The organism is Deinococcus aquaticus, assembly GCF_028622095.1.
In the GTDB taxonomy this organism is placed as follows: domain Bacteria; phylum Deinococcota; class Deinococci; order Deinococcales; family Deinococcaceae; genus Deinococcus; species Deinococcus aquaticus.
The window spans coordinates 1,323,547-1,339,438 of the sequence record NZ_CP115165.1 but is presented as its reverse complement, the minus strand read 5'-3'; the positions used below and the strand labels follow the sequence as shown (position 1 = coordinate 1,339,438).

15 protein-coding genes and 1 tRNA gene are annotated in these 15,892 nt (G+C 71.0%); 8 read left to right on the top strand and 8 right to left on the bottom strand.

The window, feature by feature from the left end; translation table 11 throughout:
- Positions 1-103: 103 nt before the first annotated feature.
- Positions 104-1,066, bottom strand: coding sequence for a 1,2-phenylacetyl-CoA epoxidase subunit PaaA (gene paaA / locus M8445_RS06555; protein WP_273990518.1), 963 nt, complete (start codon positions 1,064-1,066; stop codon positions 104-106).
- 178 nt (positions 1,067-1,244) lie between these two features.
- On the opposite strand from paaA, the gene M8445_RS06550 reads away from it, so the two are divergent.
- The 4 genes from M8445_RS06550 (at position 1,245) to M8445_RS06535 (ending at position 5,255) form a co-directional block, all read left to right on the top strand.
- On the top strand, positions 1,245-2,789 hold the full coding sequence (locus M8445_RS06550) for a hypothetical protein (protein WP_273990516.1): 1,545 nt from the start codon (positions 1,245-1,247) through the stop codon (positions 2,787-2,789).
- A gap of 267 nt (positions 2,790-3,056) precedes the next feature.
- A complete protein-coding gene (locus tag M8445_RS06545; RefSeq protein ID WP_273990515.1) occupies positions 3,057-3,440 on the top strand; it encodes a RidA family protein in 384 nt (127 codons plus the stop codon).
- 28 nt (positions 3,441-3,468) lie between these two features.
- The gene (locus M8445_RS06540) at positions 3,469-4,275 is read left to right on the top strand and encodes a hypothetical protein (protein WP_273990514.1); all 807 of its coding nucleotides are present in this window, start codon (positions 3,469-3,471) and stop codon (positions 4,273-4,275) included.
- Positions 4,272-5,255 (top strand): aldo/keto reductase, encoded by a 984-nt coding sequence (locus M8445_RS06535; RefSeq protein WP_273990513.1) that lies wholly within the window; start codon positions 4,272-4,274, stop codon positions 5,253-5,255. The genes M8445_RS06540 and M8445_RS06535 overlap by 4 nt, the downstream gene beginning before the upstream one ends.
- A gap of 13 nt (positions 5,256-5,268) precedes the next feature.
- On the opposite strand, the gene M8445_RS06530 is transcribed toward M8445_RS06535, so the two are convergent.
- Both M8445_RS06530 and M8445_RS06525 read right to left on the bottom strand, forming a co-directional pair.
- Positions 5,269-6,132: a DegV family protein gene (locus tag M8445_RS06530; protein ID WP_273990512.1), complete on the bottom strand. Its 864-nt coding sequence runs from the start codon at positions 6,130-6,132 to the stop codon at positions 5,269-5,271.
- Between the two features lie 112 nt (positions 6,133-6,244).
- Positions 6,245-6,961 carry a HepT-like ribonuclease domain-containing protein gene (locus tag M8445_RS06525; RefSeq protein WP_273990511.1) on the bottom strand — a complete coding sequence of 239 codons (717 nt, stop codon included), beginning with the start codon at positions 6,959-6,961 and terminating at the stop codon, positions 6,245-6,247.
- A gap of 49 nt (positions 6,962-7,010) precedes the next feature.
- On the opposite strand from M8445_RS06525, the gene M8445_RS06520 reads away from it, so the two are divergent.
- The 3 genes from M8445_RS06520 (at position 7,011) to M8445_RS06510 (ending at position 8,859) form a co-directional block, all read left to right on the top strand.
- Positions 7,011-7,394 (top strand): 4'-phosphopantetheinyl transferase superfamily protein, encoded by a 384-nt coding sequence (locus M8445_RS06520; RefSeq protein ID WP_273990510.1) that lies wholly within the window; start codon positions 7,011-7,013, stop codon positions 7,392-7,394.
- Positions 7,395-7,421: 27 nt separating this feature from the next.
- Positions 7,422-8,276 (top strand): HAD family hydrolase, encoded by an 855-nt coding sequence (locus M8445_RS06515; protein WP_273990509.1) that lies wholly within the window; start codon positions 7,422-7,424, stop codon positions 8,274-8,276.
- A gap of 67 nt (positions 8,277-8,343) precedes the next feature.
- Positions 8,344-8,859 (top strand): hypothetical protein, encoded by a 516-nt coding sequence (locus M8445_RS06510; RefSeq protein ID WP_273990508.1) that lies wholly within the window; start codon positions 8,344-8,346, stop codon positions 8,857-8,859.
- Positions 8,860-9,023: 164 nt separating this feature from the next.
- Here M8445_RS06510 and M8445_RS06505 read toward each other — a convergent pair whose 3' ends face one another.
- From M8445_RS06505 to M8445_RS06485, 5 genes are all read right to left on the bottom strand, one after another.
- Positions 9,024-9,431 carry a hypothetical protein gene (locus M8445_RS06505; protein ID WP_273990507.1) on the bottom strand — a complete coding sequence of 136 codons (408 nt, stop codon included), beginning with the start codon at positions 9,429-9,431 and terminating at the stop codon, positions 9,024-9,026.
- Between the two features lie 347 nt (positions 9,432-9,778).
- The gene (locus M8445_RS06500; protein WP_273990505.1) at positions 9,779-11,011 is read right to left on the bottom strand and encodes a class I SAM-dependent RNA methyltransferase; all 1,233 of its coding nucleotides are present in this window, start codon (positions 11,009-11,011) and stop codon (positions 9,779-9,781) included.
- 147 nt (positions 11,012-11,158) lie between these two features.
- Complete coding sequence (speA, locus tag M8445_RS06495; RefSeq protein ID WP_273990503.1) at positions 11,159-13,066, bottom strand: biosynthetic arginine decarboxylase; 1,908 nt, start codon at positions 13,064-13,066, stop codon at positions 11,159-11,161.
- A gap of 290 nt (positions 13,067-13,356) precedes the next feature.
- Positions 13,357-13,432, bottom strand: a tRNA-Asp gene (locus M8445_RS06490).
- Between the two features lie 35 nt (positions 13,433-13,467).
- Complete coding sequence (locus M8445_RS06485) at positions 13,468-14,550, bottom strand: GGDEF domain-containing protein (protein WP_273990502.1); 1,083 nt, start codon at positions 14,548-14,550, stop codon at positions 13,468-13,470.
- Positions 14,551-14,838: 288 nt separating this feature from the next.
- On the opposite strand from M8445_RS06485, the gene M8445_RS06480 reads away from it, so the two are divergent.
- Entirely contained in the window at positions 14,839-15,891 is a 1,053-nt protein-coding gene (locus M8445_RS06480) for a serine hydrolase domain-containing protein (RefSeq protein WP_273990501.1), read from the top strand.
- The last annotated feature ends 1 nt before the right edge of the window (position 15,892 follow it).

Below are 15,892 nucleotides of genomic sequence, written 5' to 3'. Positions count from 1 at the left end.
GACCCCTCAGTCCGCTGCGCGGCCAGCTCCCCTTGGAGGGGAGCCAACCATCACACTGGCTCCCTTTGAGGGGAGCTGTCAGCGAAGCTGACTGAGGGGTTCTTCAGTCGGCCGCGACGGCGCGTTGCCGGTCCGCGTAGGCCTGCATGGCGTCGCGCACCCAGGCGCCGTCGTCGTGGGCGGCCTGTCGGGTGCCGAGGCGTTCGCGGTTCAGGCCGCGTTCGCCCTTAATGACGGCCCAGAATTCAGTCCAGTCGATGGGGCCGTGCCGCCAGTTGCCGTGCTCGTCCTGGTGCAGGTGTGGGTCGGGGATGGTCAGGCCCGCTTCGAGGAGTTCGGGGACGTGTTCGTTGATGAATTCCTGCCGGACCTCGTCGTTGCTCTTGAGCTTGATGCCCCATTTCGTGAGGGGGCCGCTGTTGGGGCTGTCGGCGTCGTGCGGGCCGAGCATCATCATGGCGGGCCACCACCAGCGGTTCAGGGATTCCTGCGCCATGGCGCGCTGCTCGGGGGTTCCCTGGGCATAGGCGACGATCATTTCCTTGCCCTGCTTGTGGTGGAAGGTTTCCTCGCTGCAGATGCGGACCATGGCGCGGCTGTACGGGCCGTAACTGCACCCGGCGAGCATGGTCTGGTTCTTGATGGCGGCGCCGTCCACGAGCCAGCCGATCATGCCGACGTCCGCCCAGGTGTGGGTGGGGTAGTTGAAGATGCTGCTGTACTTGGCCTTGCCTGACAGCAGCGCGGCGAGCATGTCCTCGCGGGTGGCACCCAGCGTTTCGGCGGCGTGGTAGAGGTACTGGCCGTGCCCGGCCTCGTCCTGCACCTTGGCCATCAGGATGGTCTTGCGCCTGAGGCTGGGCGCGCGGCTGATCCATTCGCCTTCGGGGAGCATGCCGACGACCTCGCTGTGGGCGTGCTGGCTGATCATGCGGATGAGCTGGCGGCGGTACTCGGCGGGCATCCAGTCGCCGGCCTCGATCTTCTCGCCACGGGCGATGCGGGCCTCGAAGTGGGCGTGCTGTTCGGGCGTTTCGCCGCTGGGCAGGGTGTTCGTGTGGGTCATGGGGGCAACCTCCGGGGTGGGAACTTCCGCCAGTGTACCTAACGAGCGTTAGGTTGGGTGTGGCGTGGGTTGCATCTGCCCGCCTTCCCGGACCCGCCCGGCCTGCCCCCTGCCCAGCGATCCGCCATGCTGTGAGGGAAGCCCGCCAGACCGACCCACTTCTTCCCGGAGGTTCCGCATGACCCAGCCCCGCACGCCCCGCACCCGCCCCGGCACGCTGCCGTTCCTGCTGGCCGCCGCCCTGAGCCTCCCGCTGGCCGCGCCCGCCGCCGCGCAGCCCGCCGCCACGCCCACGAAGGTCTCCTCGCGCACCTGCGGGGCGTACACCCTGACCCTGCGCGAGAACGGCTTCGAGGAACCGGCCGACCGCGTGACCATCACGCGCGGCGCGACCAGTTACGCCACGGTCGAGGACACCATGGTCAGCGTGGACTGGTGCCGGGACGTGACCGGCGACGGCGTCCCGGAAGTCCTGGTGGCCGGCTTTTCCGGCGGCGCCCACTGCTGCTTCACGCACACGCTGTACTCGCTGACCAGCCCGCCCCGGCGACTGCTTACGGCATTCAGCGCGCACAGTTCCGGGCTGGACGTACGGCAACTGGACGGACGCGGCCCGCTGGAACTGGTCGGGTCCGACTGGCGATTCGCGTACGCGTACGGCATGAGCTTCGCCGAGAGCGCCCCACTGCCCGCCGTGTACTCGTTCCTGAACGGCCAGTACGTGGAGAACACCCGCGCCTTCCCCGGCTTCATGCAGACCTATGCGCGCGGCATGAACGCCGACCCGTTCAGCGGGGGCGTGCTGGTCGAGTACGCCACCCGCGCGGTCACGCAGGGCGCCGCCGGCGCCGACACCTGGGCGACGGCGCAACCCGCGTCCTTCCGGGCCTGGCTGACGAACTACGGCCCGGACATCCGGCAGGACCTCTCGGACTTCGGCCTGCGGGACTGGCCCACACGCGCCGGCCTGAACGCGGACGGCGCCCGCAGCGGCATTGGCGGGGCGTTCACCGCCCCCGGCACGCGCGCGTACCTGGCCGTCACGCAGGAACCGGGCGTGACCGGGGCCGCCACCCTGCGCCTGTTCCAGCCGCGCGGCGCGGACATCACGGCCGGCCCCACCCTGCTGACCGTCCCCGTGACCCGCGACACGTACGGCCAGCCGACCCTGACCGTCTGGCCGGCCGTCACGGTCCGCCGCGCGGGCGGCCGGGACGACACCCTGCTGCGCGACGCCCGCAGCGGCAGCGTCCGCTACGCCGCGTACCGCGTGGGCAGCGCCGCCCTGACCGAACTGCGGGACGACCCGCTGGCCGTCACGGCCGCCCTGCTGAGCGACCTGAGCAGCGTGGCCGGGCACGTCGCCTCGCAGTACCGCAGCGTGCCCCGCACTGCCGCGCAGACCGCCGAGGTGCAGCGCCGCATCGGTGCGGCCGTCACCCGCGCCCGCCCGTGGCTGGACACCCGGCGCGGTCTCACCGACTTCCCGCTGGGCCGCCTGGGGAACTTCACGTTCGGCAGCGTCACCCTCACCCAGGACAGCCCCGCGCAGGCGCAGGCCGTCATCACGACCACCGTCGGCTTCACCGACGACCGCACCGACAGCGAGTACGTCAGCGGCGAGCGCCACACCCTGACCGTGAACCTCGACCGCGCCGCGACAGGCTGGCAGGTCACCGACTGGACCCTCAAGCCCCGCACCGGCGAACTGTACGAGGAGTAATACGGACTCGGGTTGAATGGCTTGTACAACTCATTCAACCCGAGCGGATGCGAGCAGGAGCAAGGCGGGTTCCGGGCGCGGAGTCGGCCCCCCGGCGTTCTTCCGGGCTATCAACGCAGCAGACGGAGTCCGTATGAATGGGTTCCGGTTGACGGGTGATGGAGAGCGAGTCCGTGGCCTGTCCCGCGTCGCCTGTCACGCGGCGCGGCACAGGCCGGGTCAGACGACGGCGCTGCGCGCTGCTGGCCGGGCCGTTTACGCTGGGTCATGCGTCAGAACATCAGCAGTGGCAGCCCCTGGGAAGCGCAGATCGGGTACTCGCGCGCCGTGAAGATCGGGAACACCGTGCAGGTCAGCGGCACGACCGCCACCGTGAACGGCGAGGTCGTCGGCGAGGGCGACCCCGCCGAGCAGACCCGCGCGGCCCTGGGCATCATCCGCACCGCCCTGGAAACGGCCGGCGCGCAGCTGTCCGACGTGGTCCGCACCCGCATCTACGTGACCGACATCAGCCGCTGGGAAGAGGTGGGCCGCGCGCACGGCGAGGTGTTCGGCGACATCCGCCCCGCCACGACCATGGTGCAGGTCGCCGCCCTGATCGACCCGCTGCACCTCGTGGAAATCGAGGCGGAAGCCGTTATCGGCGGGTGATCCCCGCCCGTCAGGCAGACTGGGGAGTATGACGGCCCCCCACCTGTCTTCCCCTGACCTGACGGAACTGCTGGCCCTGGACGACCGGTTGCGTTCAGCGCTGGTCAGGGAGGCGCGGTTCTCGCATGTCGTGGCGTACGGGAGCGTGCCGCAGGGCAGCGCCGATGCGTTCAGCGATCTGGAGTACTGGGCGTTTCTTGACCCGGCGCACGGCGCGGCCTTCGACGTGCGGGCGTGGCTGTCGGCGTGGCTGGACGTGCAGCACTTCGTGGTGAACGAGTTCGGGACGCCCACCGCGCTCCTGCCGGGGCTGCGGCGCGTGGAATTGCACGTGGCCGCGCAGGACCGCCTACCGGAAGTGGAGGGCTGGACACCGCAGCACGTGCGCCCGGAACGGATGCTGATCAAGGACTCGGACGGGCAGCTGGCGCGGCACCTCGCGGTCCTGGCCGCGCGCCGGACAGACCCGGCGGGCGAGGCTCAGGGCATCCTGGACCGGCTGCTGAACTGGCTGGCCTTCGGGTTGAACGTGCTGGCGCGCGGCGAGCGCATCCGGGCGCACGAGCTGCTGGGCTGGGTGCAGGGCGGCCTGCTGCGACTGGCCCGGCTGCACGCGGGCCGCCCTGCGCACTGGGCGAACGCCTCGCGCTGCGCCGAGCAGGAACTGGACGCCATGACCCTGGCCCGCTACGCAGGGGTCACGGCCAGCCTGGAGGGTCTGGAGGTCGCGTACACGAACGCCGTGGCCTGGACGCTGGACCTCGCGGCGGCGCTGTCGTTGCAGTGGTCCGCTGCGTTGGCGGCCGGGTTGCGGGCAGCGACAATGGACGCATGACCTCTTCCCTGTCCGGTTCCGTCCGTCCCTTCGATCCGGCTTCACCCCGCCTGGGGATGGGGCTGGCAGCGCTGGGCCGACCGGGGTACATCAATCTGGGGCACGCGCGTGACCTGCCGGACCGGTCGGCGGGGGGCATGCGGGCGCAGGCGTGGGCGGTGCTGGACGAGGCGTACGCGGCGGGCGTGCGGTACTTCGACGCGGCGCGCAGTTACGGGCTGGCCGAGGAGTTCCTGGGCGCGTGGGTGCAGGCGCGCGGGCACCGGGACGCCGTGCTGGGCAGCAAGTGGGGGTACACGTACGTGGCGGACTGGCAGCCGGACGCGCCCGTGCATGAGGTCAAGACGCATGACCGGGCCACGCTGGACCGGCAGTGGCCGCAGACGCTCTCGGCGCTGGGCGCGGCCCCGGCGCTGTACCTGATTCACTCGGCGACGCTGGAGTCGGGCGTGCTGGAGAACCCGGCGGTGCTGGCGCGGCTGGCGGAACTGGCGGCGGGGGGCGTGCGGGTGGGCCTGAGTACCAGCGGTCCGGCGCAGGCGGACACGATCCGGCGGGCGCTGGAGGTGCGGGTGGACGGCGTGAATCCCCTGAGTGCCGTGCAGGCCACCTGGAACCTGCTGGACCCGTCGGCGGGTGCGGCGCTGGCCGGGGCACACGCGGCCGGGTGGGCGGTGGTGGTGAAGGAGGGCGTGGCGAACGGCCGCCTGAGCGCGCGGGGCCTGAGCGGGCGCGGAGACGTGCCGGCCCCGCTGGCGGCGCTGGCGGCGGAACTGGAGGTCACGCCGGACGCGGCGGCGCTGGCAGCGGTCCTGGCGCAACCCTGGGCGGACGTGGTCCTGAGTGGCGCGGGAACCTCTGAACAGCTGGCTCAGAATCTGGCCGCACTGCGTGTCACGGTGCCGGCGGAAGCCCTGCCGGAACTGGCGCTGGACGCCCGCACGTACTGGCAGAAGCGGGCCGCGCTGCCCTGGAACTGACCCGGAACCCGTATCAGTACGCGCGGAAGTTCTGCCAGACTTTGGCCGGTTCGAAGCTGAATCCGAACACGCCGGGGCCGCCATGCGCGGACAGGACCGTGCCCAGGCCCAGGGTCATGCTTTCCTGCACGCCCAGGCGCCGGGCCTCGAACCGCAGGGCTTCCACGCTGTCGGGCGCGCCGTTATGGAAGAACGCGACGCGGCCGTGCGGGAGTTCACGGGCGCAGGCGCGCAGCTGCTCGGTCATGCTGTTCAGGGCGCGGCGGGTGCCGAGAGCCCGCGTGAAGGGTTCCACGCGGCCGTCGCGCAGGCCGATGATGGGTTTCATGTTCAGCAGGCCGCCGACCAGGGCGGCCGCGCCGCCGATCCGGCCGCTGCGTTGCAGGTAACTCAGGGTGTTCAGGCACATGCGGGTGGTGGCGTAGGGGCGCAGGGCGGTCAGGGCGGCCGCGACCTGCGCGGCGGGTACGCCGTCTCGCAGCAGGCGGGCGGCGCGTTCGGCCTGAAGGGCCAGTCCGGCGGCGGACTGCCAGGAGTCGTGGACGGTGACGCGGCCGGGGAAGGACCGGGCGGCCTCGGTGGCGTGAGCGTACGTGTCGCTCAGGCGGCTGCTGAGGTGCACGGCGAACACGTGATCGTGGGTGCGCAGCAGGTCGTCGAGCGTGTCGCGGTACGCCTGCACGCTGGGGGGCGCGGTGATGGGCATGCCGGCGCCGGCGTCCACGCGGCGGAACAGCTCGTCGCTGCCGAGTTCCTGGTGATCCAGCCAGTCATGCCCGTCGAAGTGGACGGTCAACGGAATGACCCGCAGGCCGATGGCGTCGGCCTGTCCGGCCTCCAGGTCGCTGGTGGAATCGGTCAGGACGATGCTGTTCATGACCGGATGCTAGAACCTGGACCGGCAGAAATGTGAAATTTCCCCCATCGGGGGCTCCCATCGGGGTGTGAAGTTTTACACGGGTTCCGGTCGGTCGTGGTTCCCGGTGTTCCTACTGACCGGCCGTTCCGGACGCCGCCTCGCCGTCCGCCAGGGTCTGAAGGGCGGGCCGCAGCGCCGGGAGTTCCACGCGCGCCGTGTGCCACACGAGCGCCACCTCGATCCCGAAGTAATCGTGCGAGACGAGGTTGCGAACGTCGCGCAGCAGCGCCCACGGCACGTGCGGGTTGGTGTCCTGCACGGACTGCGGAATGAACTTGGTGGTCTCACCCAGCCGCGCCAGTCCGTGCAGTGCGGCGTCCTGCGCCAGTTCGTCGCGTTCGAAGGTACTCAGGGTGTGGCTGTCCGTGAAGGCCGTCACGCGGTCGATGGCGCGCAGCAGGTCGAACACCCTCCAGCGCCAGCGTTTCTCGCGGTGCGAATAGGGAACCGGGTCCGGCACCTGCGTCACGTCCACCGCGTCGGCCAGAATCTCGCCGCGCAGCGGGGGGCGCAGGGCCGCCTCCGTCACCACGTCCACCCGGCGTGCCAGGGCACGCTCGCACACCTCACGCGCCCGCATCAGGTCCAGCAGGCCGCGCGCCTCGCCCGGCGCGAAGTCGATCAGCAGATCGATATCGCTGGCCTCACCCGCCTCGCCGCGCGCGACCGACCCGAACACCCGCACGCGCGTGACGCCCAGCGCCTCCCACTGCGCCCGGACTTCCCGCAGGCGCCCGGCGACCGTTTCGAGGCGAACATCGGGAAAAAGCGGCTGGGCAGCGTTCATTCCGCCCAGAATACGGCGCGCCGGCGCGCGGGGACCGTATCCTGAACGGGTGATTATCGCCGTGGGCCACGACCTGATCGAGATCGACCGCATCCGGCGCATGCTGGAGCGCGAGGGCCGGCGGGCCGAGAAGCTGTTCACACCCACGGAACTCGCGTACTGCGCGCGCCTGAGCGACCCGGCGCCCAGCCTCGCGGCGCGGTTCGCGGCCAAGGAAGCCTTCCAGAAGGTCTGGCCGCGCCCGCACGGCTGGCGGGACGTGTGGGTGGAGCGCACAGCCACGCCCGGCGGTCCCTTCCCGTTCGCGCGGCCGCACCTGGAATTCGCGCCGCACATCGCGCAGCACATGCGCGAGCAGGGCTGGGCGGCGCACCTGACGCTCACGCACACCCGCGAGCACGCGTCGGCCGTGGTGATTCTCGAAGGGCGCTGACCCGCCGGTCACGCGATACTGCCGCGTATGCCTGTTCGCCTGATCGCCACGGACCTCGACGGAACCCTGCTGCGAGGTGACGGCAGCGTGAGCACCCGGACCCGCGCGGCGCTGGACTCGGCCCGCGCCGCCGGACTGTGGGTGGTGCCGGTCACGGCGCGGCAACCGCGCGGGCTGACGCTGATCGCGCGGGCGGCGGGGTTCACGGGGTGGGCGGTGTGCGGGAACGGCGCGCACGCCCTGCACCTTGGCACGGGCGAAGCGCTGTTCGCACAGCACCTGCCGGTCGCGGCGCAGCGGGCACTGGCCGGGGCGCTGGCGGAGCGGGTGCCGGGCGTGGTGTTCGCGTCGGTGCGGGCGGGCGGCGAGGTGTTCGTGGCGCAGCAGGGGTACGCGGCGCTGGCGTCGTTCACAGATCACCGGCGGGAGCCGCGCGGCCTGGGAGGGTTCCCGCTGGAGGACGTGCTGGCCGCGCCCAGCCTGAAGTTCATCGTGCGGCACCCGACCCTGTCGCCACTCGAACTGCTGGAGCAGGTGCAGGCCCTGAAGCTGCCGGGCTTCGCGGTCACGCACAGCGGCGCGCCGTTCCTGGAGGTCCTGGCCGCCGGGGTCAGTAAAGCCTGGGGCCTGGAGCGGCTGTGCGCACACCTGGGCGTGGCGCGCGGCGACGTGCTGGCCTTCGGGGATGAACGGAACGACACCGAGATGCTCGCCTGGGCCGGACGTGGCGTGGCGATGGGGAACGCCGGGCCGGACGTGCAGGCGTCGGCCGACGAGGTGACCCTGAGCAACGACCGGGACGGCGTGGCAGCCGTGATCGAGCGGCTGCCGGACCTGCACGCCGCGCCAGGGAACGCCGCGTTGAGTGTTCCTTCAGAGTGACGAGGCGGGCGGAGCAATCGTTGCCCCGCTGACACCAGACCTATCGGGCGCGGGCCTACGCTGGGGCATGAACCCTGCACGCAGGTCCGCGTTTTCCGTCCGGCTGGCACCGCTGACCCTGCTGCTGGGTGCCGTCCTGCTGGCCGGTCAGGAGGCGGGGGCCGCCGCGCCCAAAGCGCCGCCGGCCACCAGCGCGGCCCCTGCCAGGGTCAGCGCCGCCGAGCAGGCCGCCATGACGCGCGGGCGGACACTGGTGCGGGACTTCTACGCCGTGAAACTCGACGGGCTGTGGGGAGCCTTCTCGCCCGGCGTGCGGTCCCAGTGGGGAGCGCTGACGGACTTCCGGGCGTTCCGGCGCGACGGACTGGCGCAGTACGGCCCCGAACGGCAGGTCGTGCAGGAACGCACCTTCACGCGTGGCCCCGAGGTGTTCTACGTGCGCAGCGCCGCCTTCGAGAAAGCGCCGGATCTGGTGTGGGCGGTCGTACTGGGCTTCACCGGCACGCAGGTCACGACCTTCGGGATCGCGCTGGAAGAGGACCGCAGCGACGCGCCCGTCGCCCTGCACCCCGCCTCACGCTGATTGCGCTGTCAGACGGACTCCGTCTGTTTCGTTAACAACCCGGAAGAACGCCGGGTTGCCAACTCCACGTCCGGAACCCGTTTCTCTCCTGCTCGCTCTGCTCCGCAGCTCTACGAGTCCGCTCGGGTTGAAAGTTTCTGCAAACTTTTCAACCGGAGTCCGTATCAGGAGCCGTTCTGGCTGGTCTGGCGGGCCAGTTCGCGGCCCTGGCGGTCCGTGACCGTGAAGGTGTACTGCGCCGTGTCCTGCCGCAGCCAGTTCACGCGCTGGTCCACGCAGGCGCCCGGCAGTTCCAGCTGGGCGGGTGTGGGGTACAGGCGGTCGATGCTGTTCTGCCGGAACGTCTCGAGTTCGCGGGTCAGGCTGTTCGCGCAGTTCTGCGCGGCGGCCTGGGTGGTCACGCGGCCCGCGTCGGTCAGCGGGTCTTTCTGCTGCACGGTCTGCACGGCGTTCAGTTGCCGTTCCAGCGCCTCGACGCGGCGGGTCAGGTCGGCGTTCTGCGCGCGGGCCTCGCGGTCCTGGCAGGCACTGAGCAGCGGCAGCAGGATCAGGATCAGGGCAGGACGCTTCATGCGGCCAGGGAAGGGAGCGGCGGGGCGGAGGCAGGGAACGGGCGGCGGATCACGCGGCGCAGGTTAGCGCACGCGTCGCCGCGTGGACCGGGCACCGTCCACCATTCGTTTCTTCATGAAGATGCGCGGGCGGGTCAGCACGGGGGGGTCAACAGGGACGCGCCGCCCCCTTCCGGCAGCAGGAAGGGAGGCGGCGCGCAGAGCCAGTCATACGGATTCCGTCTGTTTCGGTGACAACCCGGCAATGCACCGGGTTGCCAACTCCACGCCCGGAACCCGCTTCTCTCCTGCTCGCTCCGCTCGGGTTGAAAGCTTTTGCAAACCTTTCAACCGGAGTCCGTATCAGATCAGCGGTTCAGGACGCTGACGATCTCCACGTGGCTGGTCTGCGGGTAGAAGTCGTGCGGGATGACTTCCGCGAGTTTCCAGCCGCGCCGCACGAGGTCGCCCACGTCGCGCGCCCAGGTGGCCGGGTCGCAGGACACGTACACGAGGCGGTCGGCGGTGCTGGAGTTGATGTGCTCACGCGCGCCCTCTTCCAGTCCGGCGCGGGGCGGGTCCACGACGATCACGTCGGTGCCCAGTTCGCTGAAGCGGGCGGCGTCGCCGCTGCGGAAGGTGACGTTGCTCTCGCCGCTGACGGCCACGTCCTGGCGGCCACGGGCGAGCGCCTCGGGCGCGGCGTCCAGCACGGTCACGCGGCGGAAGTTCGGGGCGAGGTGACGACCGATCGCGCCGGCCCCGCCGTACAGGTCCACGGCGTGCTCGCCCTTGCCGGCCAGTTCGGCGGCCCGTTCGTACGCCAGTCCGGCGGCCTGCGGGTTCACCTGCGCGAAGCCCGTGGCGGACACGCTGACCTGTACCTGACCGAACTGCTCGCGGATCTCGCTTTCCCCGGCGATCAGGCGCACGCCGGCGCTGAAGCGTTTCCCGGCGGGTTGCGCCAGGGACACGCCGACCACGCCGGCTTCCATCAGGTGGTCGCTGGCGCGCAGGTACTGGCGGGTCTCGCCCGGCCCGATCAGCGCGGCGACGACCTCACCGGTCAGGCGGCTGGCGCGGAAGGCGACCTCGGTGGCTGGGTCCAGCAACGTGGGGTCAATGCGGTCCATGACGGCCTGAATCTGCGGCATGACCAGCGGGTCATTCTGCACGACCAGCGGTTCGCTGCCGCGCCGCTCGCGGTATGCCAGCCCGCCGGGCGTCACGAGGTACTGCGCGGTGTTGCGGTACCCCCACGCCTCGGGGCTGGGGACGGTGGCGGCCACGCCGTGCTGCACCTTCGCGATGCGGCTCAGGGCCTCCTGCACGAAGGCGCGCTTGAAGTCCAGTTGCGCCTCGTACGTGGCGTGCGCCAGATCGGCGGTGGGCAGTTCCGGGCCGTCCACGCGGGCGGGACTGCGGCGCAGCACCTCGACCGTCTGGCCCTGGCGCACGCCCTTCCCGGCGCGCACGCGGGCCGTGACCTGCTCGCCGGGCAGGGCCCCGCGGACCAGCACCACGCCGGACTCATCCCGGGCGAGCCCCAGCCCCCCCGCAACAAGTTTCTCGATTTCCAGCGTAAGTAAAGCGTCCGACATAACGTACAGGGTAGCGCGTCCGGTACCCGCGCCGCTGCCCCCAGCTCACGTTGCGCCCCGGCCGTGCCCGGCGCACCCCGGTCAGGACGGATGCGGCGGCCCCCAGGGAGTCACCCCGGAGGCCGCCGCGCCATTGAAAGTCGGTCTTCAGTTCTCGTATTCGAGGTACGTGTAGCCCAGCAGTTCCTCGCCGTAATCTTCGAGCAGTTCGTGTTCCTGCTCGCTGGTCAGGGTCTTCGCCTTGATGGCGGCGTCGGCCTGATCCTCGATGGCGTCGCGCAGCATGGGTTCCTCGTAGCCCATGGATTCGATCATGCGCCGCGCCTTCTGGCCGCGCACAAACAGGTCAATGTGGTACTTCCCGCCGGGGCGCACCGTCACGTGGGCCTCGCTGACCTTGCCGAACAGGTTGTGTGCGCTGCCCAGCACGTCCTGGTACGCGCCCATCAGGAACACGCCCAGGTAGTAGGGGCGGTCGCCGGGTTCGTGCAGGGGCAGGGTGGCTTTCACGTCGCGCAGGTCGATGAACTTCTCGATCTTGCCGTCGCTGTCGCAGGTGATGTCCACGATGGTCGCCTGACGGGTGGGTTTCTCGTTCAGGCGGTCCAGCGGCACGATCGGGAACAGCGCCTGAATGGCCCAGTTGTCCGGGAGGCTCTGGAACAGGCTGAAGTTGCAGATGAACTTGTCGGCCAGCACTTTTTGCAGGTCTTCCAGTTCGTCCGGGACGTACTTCTCGTTCTGGATGAGTTTGGCGATCTTGCGCAGGATGGCGTTGAACAGCGCCTCGCCGCGCGCCCGGTCGGTCAGGGTGACGTAGCCCAGGTCGAACAGGTTGTGCAGCGTCTGCTTGTCGCCCACGGCGTCGTTGTACGACTCGCGGTAGTTGCGGGCCGTGATGTTCGACAGGATGTCTTCCATGTCCTTGACGATCTGGTGGCTGGTCTCGACGGCCGGGGCGAGGTCCTCGAGGTCGCGGGTGGGGCCGGTCACGTCCACGACGGGCATGATCAGCACGGCGTGGTGCGCGGTGAGCGCCCGGCCGGATTCGCTGACGATCACAGGTTCGGGCACGCTGCGGGCCTTGCAGACTTCCTGCACGGTGTACACGATGTCGGCGGCGTACTCGCGGACGGTGTAGTTCATGCTGGCGTAGAAGGTAGTCTTGGAGCCGTCGTAGTCGACGCCCAGACCGCCGCCCACGTTCAGGTACTTCAGTTGCGCGCCGGCGGCGATCAGGCCGGCGTACGTCTGGGTAGCCTCGCGCACGGCGACTTTCACGCGGCGGATGTCGGTGATCTGCGACCCGATGTGGGTGTGCAGCATCACCAGCGTGTCCAGCATGTCCTCTTCACGCAGGCGTTCGACGACGCGCAGCAGTTCGTAGGCGTTCAGGCCGAACTTCGCCTGATCCCCGCCACTCTCCTCCCACTGCCCCGAGCCGCGCGCGTGCAGCTTGAAACGCACCCCCATGGCCGGGCGAACGCCGAGCGCCTTGGCCTGCTTGAGGATCCGGTCGAGTTCGCTGTACTTCTCGATGGTGATGACCACGTTCTTGCCGAGCGTGCGGCCCCACAGGGCCAGCTTGATGAAGCCGTCGTCCTTGAAGCCGTTGCAGCACAGCAGGGCGTCGGGGTGCATCTTCTGCGCGAGGCACAGCGCCAGTTCGGCCTTGCTGCCGGCCTCCAGGCCGTGCGCGTAGTCGTACCCGGCGGCGGCGACACTCTCGACGACCATGCGGCGCTGGTTGACCTTGATGGGGAACACGCCCTGGTAGTGCCCGGTGTACCCGTACTCCTGAATGGCGGCCTGGAAGGACTCGTTCAGGTGCTTGACGCGGCCCGTGATGACCTGCGGGAAGCGCAGGATGACCGGCAGGCTCTCGCCGCGGTCCACGATCTCGTCCACGATGGCGCGCAGCGGGGCGTGCAGGCCGGGGGTGGGGGTCACTTCGACCTGGCCCTTGTCGGACACGCGGAACCAGCCTCCGGACCAGTTGGGAACCTGGTACAGCTCGGCGGCGTCGGTGGTGGAAAATATGCTGGGTGTCGTCATTGAGGGCGTCCTCCTCCGTGTGGATAGGCTCGCCGTGCGCGGGGTTCGGAGTTGCGCTGCCCCGGCCTCCGCCGGAGCGGGATCAGGTGGGCAGCACTCACGGACGCCGTGCGAAACCGGGCGCATGATACGGCAAACGCCGCGGCGCGGATGTCATCTGTCACTTCATTGGTCGCGGGGGGCAGCCTCACGGGCACGCGGCGGCGAGTGGGCCAGCCGCAGCAGGCACCAGAAACAGGAAATAACAAAGGAAGAAGGGAGCGGAGGCTTTCACCTCGCTCCCTTCTGGCTGGCGGTCCGGACGGGATTTGAACCCGCGACCTTCTGCGTGACAGGCAGATATGCTAACCGCTACACTACCGGACCAGCGGAACAGAGGTTAAGGGTCACGGGCCCGGAAGTCAAGAGGGCAGGCCCGGCGGTCCCGGGTGCAGGCGGCTGACCACCCGGTCACGCCCGCCCGCCTTGGCTTCCCGCAGGGCCGCGTCGGCGCGCTCGAAGGCGGCCTGCACGGCCTCGCCGGGCTGCACGGTGCTCAGGCCGGCGCTGAGGGTCACGCGCTGCCCACCCGTGAAGGTGCGGCGCGCGACCTCCGCGCGGATCTGTTCGAGCAGCCCGGCCGCCTCGGCCGACAGGTCCGCCCCGCCCGACGGCAGCAGCAGCGCGAATTCCTCGCCGCCCCAGCGGTACACCTGTCCGCGCCCGGCGAGAACGTCGAGCATCACGTCGGCCACGCCGCGCAGCACGCGGTCCCCGGCCGTGTGCCCGTGCGTGTCGTTCACGCGTTTGAAGTGGTCGATGTCCAGCACGGCCAGCGCGGTGCCGGGTGGGTGGGCGCGGCGAGTGTGCTCGTCGAAGGCGCGGCGGTTGAGCAGGCCGGTCAGCGGGTCCTGCCGCTGCGCCTGCTCGCCGTCCAGGTACCGGCGGTTGATCTCGGTGAACGCCGCGCCGTACGACACGACCGTCAGGCACACCACCAGCAGCAGCAGGGGCGTGGTGCCCGCCAGGGCCGGCTGCAATCCGGCCTGCTGCCAGCGCCAGACCAGCAGCGTGGCACTGGCGGTCAGGCCCAGCCCGACCAGTCGGCCCATGCGGGCGTCATCCATGAACAGCAGGCTCCAGGCCAGCACGGTGCCCGGCGCGAGCAGCAGCACCACGGACAGCAGCAGCGAATCACCGGGCAGTCCACCCACGCCGGACAGAAGCGCGACCGTCAGCACGAACGCGATGGCCATCACCGGGAACGCGCGGCGCACCACATCGTGCCAGCGGGCAGGTAGCAGCAGGTGCAGCAGCGCCCCCACCACCGTCATGCCCGTCAGGGCCACGATCACCCGCTGCGAGTTCGCGGACGCCCCCACCGCCCCGACCAGCAGCGACCCGCCCACCATCGGCAGCGCGATCCGGAAGTACAGGCGGCCGATGCGTTCCGGCAGACTGAACACCTCCGGCTCCTGCGGCTGACCCTGCCGGTCACCGGTCATGCCGGACCCCCGCCAGTACGCACGGCAGCGCAGCACCGGCCGTGCGCCGGGCAGCGGCCAGTCTGAACGGGCAGGGTACGGGAACGACTGGGCATGACAGCAGACTCCTTGTGCGGCCACCGGAATGGGGCGTGGGCACGTGGGTGTATTCCCGGAGTACCCACGGGCCAACCGGAGGGCCGGACCACACGGTGCAGGATACGAACGGGCCTCTCCCACGACTCTGACAGCGGCCCGGTCGCCTGGGCGGGTCTGTCCCCGACGCTACCGGCGGGCTACCCTGGAGTCATGTTCCGCCGTGACGCGCACCGGGCCGCCCTGCGCGGGGTGGGTGAAGTGCTGGGCCGCGACCTGAGTGCCCTGCGGCCCCTGCTGCGCGCCGCCCTGCCGCACGGCGGCGTGATCGCGGCGGCGCGCGGCGAGGCGCGCGTGGTGACGGCCCTGGGCGCCCCCAGGGTCACGCCGGGCCAGCACGACCCGCACGACTGGACGCTGGACCCGTGGGAGCCGGACTGCTGGGAACTGGACCGCTGGGAACTGGCCAGCGTGACCAAACCGTTTACCGGGGCGCTGGCCGCCGCGCTGGTCGACAGCGGGCGGCTGGAATGGCACGCGCCCCTCTCGGCGCTGGGCGGGCTGCTGCGGGGCGTGCCGCGCACGGTGACGGCGTGGCGACTGGCGACGCACACGGCGGGCCTGCCGCCCCACCCGGCCCGCGCGACCCTGACGGTCCTGACCCGCTACCACGACCCGTACGGTGGGATGGACGCGCGGGCCGTGCTGGGCAGCGTGCGCCGCTGGGCGGGCGGGCCGGGCCGCTTCGTGTACTCGAACCTGGGCGTGGGCGCCCTGGCGCTGGCCTGTGCCGCCGCTGCCGGCGAGGAGTGCAGCGCCGACGGGTACGGGCGGGCGCTGCGCCGCCACGTGACCGGCCCGCTGAACCTGGACGTCAGCCTCGTGCCCCGGCGTGCGGCGGCCGCGCACTCTCCGCACACGGCGTTCGGGCCGCTGGTCGGGGCGGGCGGCCTGTTCGCCACCCCGGACTCCCTGCTGAGCTTCGCGCAGGCGCACCTGCCCGGCACGGCCGCGCCCACGGGACCGCTGGGCGCGTGGCAGGACACCGTCCGCCCGCCGGGCCTGCCGCCGGGTATGCAGGTCAGCGCCGGGTGGCTGGCGCGCGGCCCGCTGCGCTGGCATGACGGCGTGGCCCGCCACACCCGCACCGGACTGGCCTTCCACGCGCAGACCGGCGCGGTCCTGGCCGTCCTGGCGCGCGGTGGCGAGCCGCTGCTGGGCCGCCGCGCCCAGGTGACGCGCCTGCTGCTGCGGGCGCTGGAGTGAA

Bases quoted from the DNA above. Each gene is read 5' to 3' on its own strand.
- M8445_RS06550 (WP_273990516.1), top strand. From the start codon at position 1,245: ATGACCCAGCCCCGCACGCCCCGCACCCGCCCCGGCACGCTGCCGTTC.
- M8445_RS06515 (WP_273990509.1), top strand. From the start codon at position 7,422: ATGCCTGTTCGCCTGATCGCCACGGACCTCGACGGAACCCTGCTGCGA.
- M8445_RS06510 (WP_273990508.1), top strand. From the start codon at position 8,344: ATGAACCCTGCACGCAGGTCCGCGTTTTCCGTCCGGCTGGCACCGCTG.
- paaA (WP_273990518.1), bottom strand. From the start codon at position 1,066: ATGACCCACACGAACACCCTGCCCAGCGGCGAAACGCCCGAACAGCAC.
- M8445_RS06500 (WP_273990505.1), bottom strand. From the start codon at position 11,011: ATGTCGGACGCTTTACTTACGCTGGAAATCGAGAAACTTGTTGCGGGG.
- M8445_RS06505 (WP_273990507.1), bottom strand. From the start codon at position 9,431: ATGAAGCGTCCTGCCCTGATCCTGATCCTGCTGCCGCTGCTCAGTGCC.
- M8445_RS06485 (WP_273990502.1), bottom strand. From the start codon at position 14,550: ATGACCGGTGACCGGCAGGGTCAGCCGCAGGAGCCGGAGGTGTTCAGT.
- M8445_RS06525 (WP_273990511.1), bottom strand. From the start codon at position 6,961: ATGAACGCTGCCCAGCCGCTTTTTCCCGATGTTCGCCTCGAAACGGTC.
- M8445_RS06540 (WP_273990514.1), top strand. From the start codon at position 3,469: ATGACGGCCCCCCACCTGTCTTCCCCTGACCTGACGGAACTGCTGGCC.
- M8445_RS06480 (WP_273990501.1), top strand. From the start codon at position 14,839: ATGTTCCGCCGTGACGCGCACCGGGCCGCCCTGCGCGGGGTGGGTGAA.
- speA (WP_273990503.1), bottom strand. From the start codon at position 13,066: ATGACGACACCCAGCATATTTTCCACCACCGACGCCGCCGAGCTGTAC.
- M8445_RS06545 (WP_273990515.1), top strand. From the start codon at position 3,057: ATGCGTCAGAACATCAGCAGTGGCAGCCCCTGGGAAGCGCAGATCGGG.
- M8445_RS06535 (WP_273990513.1), top strand. From the start codon at position 4,272: ATGACCTCTTCCCTGTCCGGTTCCGTCCGTCCCTTCGATCCGGCTTCA.
- M8445_RS06530 (WP_273990512.1), bottom strand. From the start codon at position 6,132: ATGAACAGCATCGTCCTGACCGATTCCACCAGCGACCTGGAGGCCGGA.